A 13,136-nucleotide genomic window follows, 5' to 3' on the forward strand; every position below is an offset into this window, starting at 1 on the left:
GTTTCCCGGCCGTATTCAACTGCCTAAAGGACTCAAAGAATATGATGTCAATAAACAGGTCATATGCTTTTTAACTCTCATTATCAAGCAGATCTGACACAATAACAAGTACTTGTAAAGAACACGAAAGGATGTTGAAAAAAAGGTGAAATCATCAGGAAAGAGAATTCCATTCTAAGGACTAAAGAAAAATCAGCGGCTTAATATTCCTGTGGTTTTATAGTGGAGACAACAAATCCAAACCAACTTTAAAAGTATTACAATGTGCGTCTACAATATCTTTAATAGCTGGTGAATATCCGCCTCCCATACTTACTTGTACCGGCAATCCCTTATCTTTGCAAAACTGAAAAACCATGCTGTCCCGCTCTTTACATCCCTGTTTACTCATGCCTAGTTTCCCTAACTTATCTGTAGACAAAACATCCACTCCAGATAAATAAAACACAAACTCCGGCCTGTGCCGCTCATATAACTCAGGCAATACATGCGCAAGCAGTGAAAGATAAACATCATCGCCGGTCCCCACATCCAATCCTATATCCCAATCAGAAACTTCCTTGCGGAAAGGGAAGTTCTTTTCCCCGTGCATAGAAAAGGTGAATACCCCCGGTTCATTCTCCAAAATCTGGGCTGTCCCATTCCCCTGATGCACATCTAAATCTATAATCAGAATCCGTTTATAAATCCCCCTGTTCAGCAGATAATTCGCCGCAATTGCCTGATCATTCAGCAAACAAAATCCTTCTCCCCAATCAGAACCTGCATGATGCGTACCACCGGCTATATTAAAAGCCAGACCATACTCTTTCGCAAATAAAGCTCCGTCAATAGTTCCCTGAGCTATCCTCAGTTCACGTTCCAGCAATTGCGCATTCAGCGGGAAACCGATCCTCCGCTGCTCTCTTGGTGGTAAAGTAAAATCCCTCAGCTGCTCCCAATAAGAAAGATCATGTGCTAACAGTACGATCTCTTGCTGCAACTGTTCGGGGGCAAAAAGCTGATCAGCAGTAATCACCCCCTCATGTAGTAGCTGCTCTGGTATGAGTTCGTACTTTAACATAGGAAAACGATGCCCCTGTGGTAAAGGATGTGCATACAAAGGATGATAAGCTATTTTTATCATTTAGTTCAGAATCTCCCCCACGTGTTTTTCAATATTATTACAGATCTCATCCACAGGCAAATCATTTGCATCCTGTCCAAATGGATTTTCTATTTCCTCAGCAATCAGCTCCAAACTCGCCAGTACATATAATATAAAAGGTACAATCGGGATTACGAAATAACCCAGGCTAAATACCCAGCCAAATGGTAAGGTAATTACATAGATAAACAAGAATTTTTTGATAAAAGCACTATAAGAAAAAGGAATAGGTGTTTTCTTGATCCGCTCACAACCTCCGCAAATATCTGTAAAGCGGTTCAGATCACCACTCAATATAATCAACTGTTCTGCAGAAATCTTGCCCGCAGCCTCCAAATCAAAAACCCGTGCAGAAAGACTCGCTGCGACCTGGTTAGGAATATGCTTCCCTCCATCAACCTCCACTAAAAAACTGTTCTTACCAAAATACTGCTTTTCCCGCAAGTGTTCTTTCAATGCAAAAGCGTACTTAGGAATCGCATAGCTGAAATACTCATATTCCTGTTCTCCTAACTTCAGCGATTTGATCTTGATAGCCAGGTTACGGCTGATATTTGTCAGCTCTCCTAATAATCTCCTGCCCTCCCACCAGCGGTCATAGGATGTATTCGTCCGGAAAACCAATAACATGGAAATCACAAAACCCAGCAAACTGTGCATCATCCCAATATTCTTGACCGTCGCTGTTTGCGCCAGTTTTAAGAAATGGAGTTCCGTATAAGCGATGATGCCAGAAAATACAGCAACACTAAGCATCAGCGGCCATAACTTCCGGAATGTATCTGCTTTATGGATATGAAAAATAAACGTGAACCAATCTTTAGGATTGTAATTTATCATACAGCTATCTCTTTACTTATTTTTAATAACAACTCACCCGTCAGGAATACGTCCTCAAAAGAATTATACAAGGGTACAGGGCTCAGACGTATTACATTCGGCTCTCTCCAATCTCCTAATACATTATGCGCAACCAATTTCTCAAAAACCCCTTTTGCATTTCCTGAAGCAATTATAGAAACCTGCGTACCCCGGTCATTTTCATTTTCGGGCGTAATTACTTTATACTGCTGATGACCGATAGCCAGGTTTACCTGGTCTATGATATAAATCAGATAAGCAGTTAAAAGCTTACTCTTATCTCTGATCGGACCCATAAAACCTGCGGCCTCAAAAATTTGCAGTGAAGCATGATATAAAGCCATTGGCATCACCTGCGAGCAGCTAATTTGCCAGCCATCTGCTCCTGGTTCAGGTACAAAGCCCTTTTCCATTTTAAAACGGGTAGACTCCTGATAGCCCCACCATCCCGCAAAACGGTTAAGTGTATCGTCTTTAAAATGTTTCTCATGAACAAAAATGCCGCCTATTCCACCGGGACCACTATTCTGGTACTTATAAGAACACCAGCAGGCAAAATCTATATCCCAATCATGTAACTGCACAGGCACATTTCCTGCAGCATGGGCAAGGTCAAATCCAACCAATGCGCCAGCGGCATGACCAGCCTCAGTAATAGCCTTCATATCAAACCATTGGCCAGTAAAATAGTTAATACCGCCAAACAAGACCAGTGCCAGCTCATCTGCATTTTCAGCGATGCGGGCAACAATATCTTCGGTGCGCAAAGTATATTCACCGGCTCTGGGCGCAATTTCAATAATAGCCTCTGCAGGATCATATCCATGAAAACGAACCTGGCTTTCCAGCGCATACTGATCAGAAGGAAAAGCACCGGCCTCCATAATGATCTTAAATCTTTTTTGCTGTGGTCGATAAAAACTAACCAGCAACAAATGAAGATTAACCGTTAGCGTATTCATCGGGCAAACCTCAGCAGGAAGCGCACCTACAATCGGTGCCATTAACTGCTTAAGCTCTTTATGATAAAACATCCATGGACTGTCTCCTTCAAACCAGCCTTCTACTGCCAGGTTTTGCCAGTTGTCCAGTTGTTTGCCCAGCACTTCACGTGCCGATTTGGGCTGAAGGCCAAGTGAATTGCCACACAGATATATAAAAGGTTTACCATTTTGCTGTGGAAATAAAAACTCATCACGGAATTTCCGCAACGGGTCCTGTTCATCCATTGTTTTAGCAAATGATAATGTATTTTGAAAATTCATATTTTTTGTAATTATTCAGCTCAGTGTAATGCTTTCTGCAATTTTAACAAAATAAATAAATGATTTAATTATTATGGTTTGAAAACTGGTCAATAATTTCCATCACGGTCACTCCATCTTCCGCTATACAAGGGTTTGCCGATTGGTTTAAGAAATAGCGAACGGTCGCCTCAATCATTGGTTGTTGTACATGCTGAAGCGGATCGAAATTAAAGAACGTTGTTTCCCCGTTAACTGTTAACTCTATTTTACCCGGTCCAAAAACAGCAAAAGAAATTGTTCCTTTTGATCCGGTGATTGTACAAAGGTCTTTTTGAGTGGCTACGGGCATATCAAAACACCAGGTTCCATTAAAGAATATATTGTTTTTGAATTTCAAAACTCCTGTAACCAGATCATCTGCCTGGTATAAGCCACCCTGATTACCTGAAATTCCAATTGCTTTTTCAATTGGCCCGAAAAAGTATAACATCAGGTCTAATTGGTGCGGTGCAATATCATGAAATAGTCCACCACCAGCAATTGCAGGATCTAAGCGCCATTGTATTTTCGGATCTGCTAATTCCTTCGCAGTCAGAGACGGCTGTAAATAATCAAGCTTAATAAATTTCACCGTTCCAATTGCCTGCTCTTTAAGCAGGGCTTTAATTTTTTTAAAAACTGGCTGTTCTCTGCGGTAATGTGCGATGGTCAGCTTCCCTGCATACAATGAAGCGGCTTCAACCATTTTTTTACCCGCCGCTGCATGCACAGCCATTGGTTTCTCAACGTAAACTGATTTCCCTGCTTTTAAGGCTGCAATGGTCAGTTCTTCGTGCGATAATGGTGGGGTGGCAATGTATATGGCATTGATTTCCGGATCATCAATTAATTCTTGTGTGCTGCTATACCATTTTGGGATTTGATGTCTTTTTGCATAATCTTCAGCCTTTTCAGCATTTCTGCTCATTACAGCTACCAGGCTGGAATCAGCAACTTTCTGAAAAGCGGGGCCGCTTTTAACTTCTGTCACGTCCCCACATCCAATCATCCCCCATTTTATTATATTCTGCATCTTATTCAGTTTAAGCTGGTAAATATGATAAAAATCTGCCTGCTTCATGCAGGTTAAAATCCCTTAGGCTCTAAAATAAAAAGCGTATAACCACTGCAGACATGCAGCGGTTATACGCTTTTCTAATCGCTAATAAGCTTAGACAGCCTGCTGCCTGGCTTCCATGGCAAAAGCCACAGGATTAACCAGAGTTCCAATGACTTCGGGAGTGGGTACGTCTGTACTTTCACTATAGCCGTGTGTCAATAAACGAACTCTATTGATGCAAACCCTCGCAAATTCAGGGACAAATAAGTCAAATTTCGAGAATTTATCCGCCAGTTCAGGATTTTCTTCCTGGAACTCTAAAATAGTATCCGCTACGTTTTTCCAGAATTCTTCCTCCTCTAAACCGACATAAGAATGGAAAACATTGCTTAAGTACCGGAATACAGCATCAAAAATTCCTGATAAAATGAATAACGGAGCTAATTCATCGTCGATTTCTCTCAATACATTAACCAGATCTTCCGGCAATTTCGCTTTCGATTCTTCGGTCAATACGATCTCTTCTACGAAATCTTTGATGATAATCCGCTGAGGGATATAATCTTTCATCACCATAATGGTGTTCTCTCCATGCGGACTAAAGAAAAAGGCATGCTTATAAAATATTCTTAAAATAGGTTTAAGGTAAGCCTTTAAATAAGCCTGAAGCCATTCTTTCGGAGTAATCCCCGATTTTTCAATCATGGCTCCAACCAAACTTTTCCCCTGGTCATCGACGTACAGCAAACTCGCCATCGTCATAATTTTTTCTCCTTCCTGAAGATAATTCTCAGCACTTTCTCTCCAGATAACACCCAAAAACTCCTGGTATTGATAAGGAGACTGCGGGATCGCACTGTATTGAGGATGAGTATACGCAGCAGTGGCTACCTCTCCTAATAAAACTACTTTAGTTTCCTTCAGATAGTCATCACCATCCAGCATATCCTTTGCCCATTGGGTAACTCTTGGCGCAATCGCCAGTTTTTTAGGCGACAAACCTCTGAATATCGAAGTATTTAAAATAGAGATTGCCGTTTTAACGTAGTGTTTGCGTGGATTACTGATATTGAAAAAAGTACGGATACTTTGCTGACATTTATATAAATCTTTTCCTAGAGCCAATGGCACAACATATTGACAGGCAATATCATGGGCAAGTTGTAAGACGATTTTATTATTCCATTGCCACTCATGTACAGGAATAAACAGGTAATCAGCAGGATTTAAATTTTGCGCGCTTAGTATTTCATTAAACTCGTTGATCTGCTCAAAACCTAATTCATCTTCGTAAAAAGATGCCATATCTATAGATGCCAGCGATTTAAAGTCAGCACGTTTTTGATGAACGGCTAACCATGCTAATTGCGTTGACTGCCCTGCTTCTGGCGCATATTTTCCCTGATCACTATGGTTAAACCCAATTCTGCCTTTATTAATCGTTGCCCAGGGGTGCCCGTCCATCTGACTTTCAATAGTCTGATAATCAGCATCAGCAAGCTGATCTGCAGTTAAACGTCCTTTTTCATGGATAAACGCATCAGCATACAAGGTATTCAGCGTTTCTTCCACGAAATGTGCCATGGTAAATGATTTCACGCCAAAAGTTTGCTGTGTTTCTGTGAAAAATGCTGGTGCATTATTTAAAGGTACAGCTGTTTCATCCACAATTTTACGCAGTGATTCTTTCTGGATATGCCAGTAGTCCAAAGCGCGAAGACTTGCAGCAAAGGTGTAATAGATATTTTCGTGATCCGTATTTAAACGGAAATGCGTTAAACCAGCAGCATCTGTTTCTGTAATTTCAGGTACTGCAAGTTTTTCGTGCATAAGTTCTACAATAGCCTTGGCGATATAATTTAAATTCACCTTAGCCCAAACTGCTTTCTTAAGCGGTTTAATATTGTCAAAATGATTGTAATTCATGTTCTGTATTTTAACTTTAGACAGCGACTTAAACTGCCAGGTTTTCTGTTGAAAGAATATCTTTAAGTGGGTTTTCTGATTCATCGGCCGTTGCCACACCAAAAGTCTGGAAGGCAATTTTTTTCTCAACTTTATAAGCTTCTCTGCCTAACACGGTATTGATAATTGAGGAGTTCCGGTAAGCCCCCATCCCTAAATCTGGTGTCACAAAGCCATGGGTATGCAGTTCTGCATTCTGAACAAAAATTTCATCGCCATTGGTATCGATCGCATAATTGCGCCCTACTCCATATAAATTGTCTTCATTCCTTGAAATCCGGTGATGAATGCCTTGCAAGAAAGCAGGCTCTTTGTATTTATAACCGGTAGCTAATACTACAAAATCAGTTTGCTCCACAAATTCTTTTTCTACCTCTGTATGGTAAAAATGTAAGTTAGCGCTGCCATCTTCGGCGGTAGTGATATTATTGAGCTGGCAATTTGGACTTAACTTCACGTTTGGTTCTTCACCATCTACACTTAATTCATATAGTTTATCAAAAATCTGATTGATCAAACTATAATTGATGCCTTTAAACAGTGAATTTTGCTTGCTCAATACTTGTTTGCGTTTTCCATCAGGCAGATTATAAAAATGGTCTACATATTCTGGTGAAGTAAGTTCTAAGGTAAGTTTTGAATATTCCATCGGGAAGAAACGGTCCGGCCGGGTAAACCATTTCAATTTTAATCCATTTTCAGTTTCCGGCAAAAGGTCATAGAAAATTTCTGCGGCACTCTGTCCTGAGCCGATAATACTTACACTTTGCTGCTTCAGCAGTTCACTCTTTTTATTCAGATAAGCAGCGGTATGGATTACATTTACGTGTTTGCCTGGCTCCACAAAGTCTGGCATTTTAGGGATCGTCCCAGTACCTAAAACAAGTTTACGGGTATAATAAACCTGTTTTTCTAAGTTCCGCTGATCTTCTACAATCAGTTTGTAAAGTTGCGTTGCTTCATCATAATCAGTACTTAAGACTTTCTGATTAAACTGGCAGGAAGGCAATTGTGCGATCACCCATTTGCAATAGGCATTGTATTCTTTACGCAGGATATAAAAATCTTCCCGGATATAAAATTTATACAAACGGTCAGTTTGTTTGATAAAATTCAGGAAACTGTAAGGGCTTGTGGGGTCTGCTAAAGTTACCAGGTCGGCCATAAAGGGAACCTGAAGGGTAGCATCGTTCAACATCATTCCAGGGTGCCAGTTAAAAACCGCAGCCTGATCGAAAAATATAACCGACAAATCTTCTAAAGGTGCTGCCAAAGCGGCCATCCCCAAATTAAAGGGGCCGATACCAATACCTATGATGTCGTAAATCTTTTGTGTTTTCATTTATTCTCAGAATTTATACTCCGGCCACCTGGCCCATTAACGCTACATCTTTACTTTCCGGGAATTTTTCCCAATACCATTCGCGATAGCAAAAAGTTAAGTTTGCATCCTTAGCTGGCATTTTTATAACACGCTGGAATTTGAAACCCAGCCTGGTCACGAAAATGTGCATGGCTCTGGACTCGACAGCCGCTTCACCTATACATTTCCCGACAACAGGATTCAGAAATACCATATCCATGATCATTTGCCCGATACAGAAACTGTATTTTTTATTCTTATCGGTCGGGGCAATTAATAAGTGTGCCCCATAATCTGTGGCTAGAGCTTCATAATAAGCGCCTACAGTATCACGCATTGGCCAATAAGGTTCAATAGTGAAAGTAGGTTCGCCATTAATTTCCCCGATAATACTATGTGAATGATCACTTGGGATCAGGGTACGGTAAAAGGTTTCCAGCGCTTTGATTGGCCCGTCCATTTTCCAGATTGGTTTGGCGTGCTCCTGGTTAAACCAGTCATGTGCCATTTCCAGATCTCTGTCTACATCAAATGAACGCAGCGAGATCGTAATGTCTTCTTTAGGAAAATATCTGCTGTAAATGACTTCATCAATTTTCGGTTTGATCAGGTTATCACAAAAGAAATACTTGTTGAGTGGATTAGGATAAGCTCTGTAGATAGCCGGATTTTCAATTGGCGCACTCGCTTCATCTATATTATACAGGTTGGTGAGTAAGTTTCCTTTCACTTCCCAGCTTCTGCTGTTGATCACATAATCAACAAAACCGGTAGTATCTGATTCTTCAAATTGTTTAAATTCAAGGTAAATCAAATCGATCAGCGTTCTTTCATCAGCCAGACCGTTGCAGCCCAGGGCATTCACAATACCCAGCAGATTATTAAGCAGCAGATAGTAGGTTAATTTAGGGAAAATCAAAGCTTCTGGCACTATAGATCCGCTTTCCTGAGCCAGATCTGGCAGATAACTTAATAATTCTTCGGTCTTGCCTGCTCTGAAAAAGAAGCCCTGGTTGTCTCTGAAATAAAGTTTAGCAGGAAAATTCTGGCTGTCCAGCTCTACCAATACATTTTGCTGATGAAATTCAAAAGCCATCCCGTATTTGTTCAGGATTCCAACAATCGGGCCTACACAGATATGCAGGTATTGTTTGAACCAATTAATAGCGACCTGATCAACGGGTTTATTTTTGAGCTTTGCAGCGTTTTGAATAACATTGACCATCCTTGGTTTTTCACCCAATAGGCTATCCTGACATAATGCGGCTAATAAAGTCACATTTTTATCTGCGGCTTCGCCTTTAAATACATTGTGGCGAATGCTGGTGTTAAAGCCATCAATAAATTTACCCTGGTAGGTTACGGAGAAAAAAGCAGGGTCAGTCACAAATTCAAGTTCTGGAAATTCTTTTTTCAATGTTTTGCCCAGCTCCGTTTTTAATAAACGGCTCACATCATACCCGCGGTGCAATTCCCTGGTTAAGTTAACACGCTCAGAGTTTGTAATTTTCACATGCAGTGAGAATTTATACATCCAGTCGCTTTCCCGGTTGTATACGGTACGCACGGAAGAAGTTGGTGTATATACAGCGCCCCAGTTGCCCAGGCTATATAACAGTCCTTCTTTTTCCATCGCTTTTACATCGGCCTGGGTGAGCAGATATTCTGCTTCCCAGGGATGTATTGGCAATACTTTCCATGCAGGATGCTGATCTATCAATGATTTTACGTGGTGATCTGCAGGAACTGCATTCAGTAATTCTGCCTTGAATGTATCAGTAATATCAAATCCTTCCGCATTTTTCTCCACCACCTGACCGGGTGCTATCAAGAAATAAGCTAACTGAAACTCGCCAGCAGTTTCAGGAGAGTATTTCAGGAGCTCTTCGTCGTTTTTGAACCCCATTCTTCCTTTAGTGAGCGGATGTGAGTTATGTCCAAGCGCTAAGGATTGTTCGGCCTCAATAAATTTCATCTTCACGCCGTTGACAAGTTTCCCCTTACGGTTGAAATATTCCTGGTACTTGGTAAGGTTTTCTATACTGTTTGATAAACGCGATTTTACCAGTTGTGCATTGATTTCCGGAAATTCAGCGCTTGCGAATACAATAATCAGGTCCATAAAGCGCAAAGCATCTATAGGCTTGATTTCATCGGTAGCCAGCTCACGTGAAATTACAGGAAAGTGAAATACATGTCTTCCGCTTTCCGCATAGTGTTTTAAAGGGGCAAAGACTTCAAATCCAAACTCAGAAAAATCGAAACGTAAGTGTAATTGGTGGCCTGTCAGCTTCATATAATCTGCCAGAGGGCGATCATATTTGGGAATTCCCTGGTAACGGCTCCAATTGCCAAACTCTCTGCAATAGCTGTTTAAGAGAGAATTGAAATTAATTTCTCCAGAATTCTGTTGTAGTTTTATTAAACTGTAGGTATTCGTTTCCATGTTGTTTGATGATGTTGAAGATGTTTTTAACGTGGTCAATTGTAGTGAGTGGGTTCAGTAATGTAAATTTGAGGTAGAACTGTTTGTTAATTTTAGTGCCCGCAACGAGCGCTTCTCCTCCATTGAACATGCTTTTTTTGATAAACTGGTTCATTGCGCAAAGGTCTGCTTGTCCGTCTCTTGGGTTGTAACGGAAAACAAGCGCACTAATATCAGATTCGTTCATCAATTCAAACGCCGGATCTGCTTGCAGCATAGCAGCAATCTGAGCTGCGGTATGAATGATGGTTTCAAAGTAACCTCCCAATTTTTCTTTCCCCATCATCCTCAGGGTAAACCAAAGTTTTAAGGCATCGAAACGGCGGGTAGTTTGAATGGATTTATTGACCTGATTGGGTAAACCATCATGGTCATGGTCTTTAGGGTTCAGATAGTCAGCGTGATGGGTGATCAGACCGAAAAATTTCTTGTCTTTAATCAAAAAGGCTCCGCTGCTTACTGGCTGAAAGAATGATTTGTGATAATCTACCGTTACTGAATGTGCCATTTCAATTCCATTAATCAGCCTGCGTGATTTGCTGGTTAACAGTAAGCCACAGCCATAGGCAGCATCTACATGGAACCATAAATCATATTTAGTACTTAAACGGCCGATCTCTTGCAAAGGATCAATATTACCGAAATCTGTAGTCCCTGCTGTACCTACAATCGCAATCGGAATGTTTCCAAGTGCAATTTCCTGTTTAATTGCATCTTCAAGCAATACAGAGTTCATTCGGAAACTACGGTCAGTTTTAATTTTCACAACGGCTTTTTCACCTAGTCCTAACAAGGAAGCATTTTTCTGAATGCTGAAATGGGCCATCTCTGAAACAAAGATTCTGAAACGTGAAGCTTCGGCAGGTAAACCGTCTTGTTTAATATTGTGGTTCAAAAGTTTAAAGGCATAATGATCTCTGGCAAGCAGCAGGCCCATGAGGTTACTCTGGGTACCACCACTGGTAAAAATACCATCTGACAATTCGCCGAAGCCGATTTCTTTACAAGTCCATTCAATCAGCTTTTGCTCCATTAAGGTTCCCCCGGCGCTTTGATCCCAGGTATCTAAAGAGGAATTAATAGAAGAGATCATCACTTCTGCCGCAATTGCAGGGATAACCAGCGGACAGTTTAAATGTGCAATATATTCTGGGTGGTGAAAAGCAACTGCATGATTGGTATATAAATTTTCCACTTCGTCCAACAGACTATCGTAGTCTGCTAATGGGGTGTCAAAGTCTACTTTTGCAAATAATGGCCTTAACTCTGCGGGGGTCACCCCACTGAATGGCTTTTTATTGTTATCCAGAAAACGCTTTACGGCAAGACTTACTTTACCTATGGCATCGAGATATTCTTCCTGGTTGTCGTGATGAAAAATGTCCTTTTGGGGATTATTTTCAAATAATGTGGTTAACTGTTCTTCTTGTAGGTTGATTGATAGCATATCGGTCTTAATTATTCACGGTTTTATATTTAATAGGGATTATTAATAAGCGTGTTTATTATCCTGCTCAAACATGAAGTTTGATGCGTATTTAAATCAGCAGAAGGGAAACCAATATGAGCGAAAATAAGGTCTGGAATCCTCTTCTTCATTGCTGTTTAAATTTCTTCGCTAAGTAAGATGTTATTAAGAACAATTACAAATTATATTTAGACTAATTACCGATAACATCATAACAAACTGATTTACAGTCTATTTTTAATATTATATTTTTAATTATTGTGTTAATATTTTTTTAACATAGAGGTTCAATGCGGCAGATCTGCTGCTAAACCGGTAAAATAAAAGGATGGGTTTTAAGCTTGGGTAATGCGTGCTTTTCGTTTATCTTTTCGCTTGCCCCGCCAGAAAAGAAAACCGGTTAAAGGTAAGCTGGCACAGATAAAACTGGACATAAAGGCAATAATTTTACCTGTTGTACCTAGTATTTGTCCGGTGTGCAAATCATAAGACATTTCATTTAATTTTAGCCCGTTGCTTTTGTCACGGTGGGCTAGTTCTTTAACGATAGCCCCCGTATTGGCATTGAAGTAATACCGGTCACTTTTGTAATAGAACAGCGCTTTTTCATAAACGGTGATGTTAAGCACTGCCGAGCCTTTGACAAGGGGAGCAATCAGAAACATGTCTGAATGCGGGGATCTTTTTACACTTTCCAGAAAGGTAACATCCAATAATTTATCGGGATCAAGCGGTTTGGTCAGCCTAACCTCCGGAATTTTTTCTTCCAAAGCATAGGTATTCCCCAGGTTAATGGTATTCTTCACTCCTGTTTTCAACCAGTCGTAACTGATCGACAATCCTGTAAAGGCGAGAACAAAAGCAATTAAACAGGTATAAATTCCTAAAACGCTATGCAGATCGTAATTTATACGTCGCCATTTCCCATTGAATTTAATGGTTAAAGACCGTTTAACTTGCGTTTTTCGTTTAGGCCACCAGATGAAAACTCCGGTGATGAGCATGCCTAAAAATATAAATACAGATACACCAACCACCATTTTTCCGATTGGCCCGGGCAGCAGCAGATAGATATGGATAAATTGGACAATCGTAAAAAAGTCTTTGCGCAGGTTTTGATCATGAAGTACCACACCGGAATATGGATTAATATGAACGGTATAGAATTGTCCCTTCCCTGTTAGGAAGATGACTGCTGCCCTGTTTTTACTGACATAAACGATTCTGCCTACCTGAAGTTCAGGATGGACTTTCTTTGCAATCGCACTCAGCTTTGAGGGTAAGAGCACTGCTTTATTTTGTACTTCGATTTTACGCCAGGGTTCTGTAGCATCCCTTATTTCATCTTGAAATGTATACAGACAACCTGTTACACTCACAATAAATACCACTAGTCCAGAGGTTAAACCCAACCATCTGTGTGCAAGGCGCGCTATCTTCTTCAAGTTCATTCTTAAAATTTGATCAAAAATATAAAAATAAAGCATTATTTGGAATTAAT

The 13,136-nt window shown here is 40.5% G+C and carries 9 protein-coding genes; all 9 read right to left on the minus strand.

Annotated elements, in window-relative coordinates:
• Positions 1 to 217: 217 nt before the first annotated feature.
• The 9 genes from LY11_RS03165 to LY11_RS03205 all read right to left on the minus strand — a co-directional run bounded on the left by LY11_RS03165 (position 218) and on the right by LY11_RS03205 (position 13,086).
• Entirely contained in the window at positions 218 to 1,126 is a 909-nt protein-coding gene (locus LY11_RS03165) for a histone deacetylase family protein (protein ID WP_111632294.1), read from the minus strand.
• Positions 1,127 to 1,987, minus strand: coding sequence for a bestrophin family protein (locus LY11_RS03170; RefSeq protein ID WP_111632295.1), 861 nt, complete (start codon positions 1,985 to 1,987; stop codon positions 1,127 to 1,129).
• Entirely contained in the window at positions 1,984 to 3,273 is a 1,290-nt protein-coding gene (kynU, locus tag LY11_RS03175) for a kynureninase (protein ID WP_111632296.1), read from the minus strand. The genes LY11_RS03170 and kynU overlap by 4 nt, the downstream gene beginning before the upstream one ends.
• A gap of 64 nt (positions 3,274 to 3,337) precedes the next feature.
• A complete protein-coding gene (locus LY11_RS03180) occupies positions 3,338 to 4,327 on the minus strand; it encodes a Gfo/Idh/MocA family protein (protein ID WP_111632631.1) in 990 nt (329 codons plus the stop codon).
• Positions 4,328 to 4,465: 138 nt separating this feature from the next.
• Positions 4,466 to 6,280: an IucA/IucC family protein gene (locus LY11_RS03185; RefSeq protein ID WP_170132612.1), complete on the minus strand. Its 1,815-nt coding sequence runs from the start codon at positions 6,278 to 6,280 to the stop codon at positions 4,466 to 4,468.
• Between the two features lie 28 nt (positions 6,281 to 6,308).
• Positions 6,309 to 7,661, minus strand: coding sequence for a lysine N(6)-hydroxylase/L-ornithine N(5)-oxygenase family protein (locus LY11_RS03190; protein WP_111632298.1), 1,353 nt, complete (start codon positions 7,659 to 7,661; stop codon positions 6,309 to 6,311).
• A gap of 13 nt (positions 7,662 to 7,674) precedes the next feature.
• Complete coding sequence (locus LY11_RS03195; protein WP_111632299.1) at positions 7,675 to 10,128, minus strand: GNAT family N-acetyltransferase; 2,454 nt, start codon at positions 10,126 to 10,128, stop codon at positions 7,675 to 7,677.
• Positions 10,073 to 11,614 (minus strand): pyridoxal phosphate-dependent decarboxylase family protein, encoded by a 1,542-nt coding sequence (locus LY11_RS03200; RefSeq protein WP_111632300.1) that lies wholly within the window; start codon positions 11,612 to 11,614, stop codon positions 10,073 to 10,075. The genes LY11_RS03195 and LY11_RS03200 overlap by 56 nt, the downstream gene beginning before the upstream one ends.
• 356 nt (positions 11,615 to 11,970) lie before the next feature.
• Positions 11,971 to 13,086, minus strand: coding sequence for a PepSY-associated TM helix domain-containing protein (locus tag LY11_RS03205; RefSeq protein ID WP_170132613.1), 1,116 nt, complete (start codon positions 13,084 to 13,086; stop codon positions 11,971 to 11,973).
• Positions 13,087 to 13,136 lie beyond the last annotated feature (50 nt).

It is taken from the genome of Pedobacter cryoconitis, assembly GCF_003259615.1.
GTDB lineage: Bacteria > Bacteroidota > Bacteroidia > Sphingobacteriales > Sphingobacteriaceae > Pedobacter > Pedobacter cryoconitis.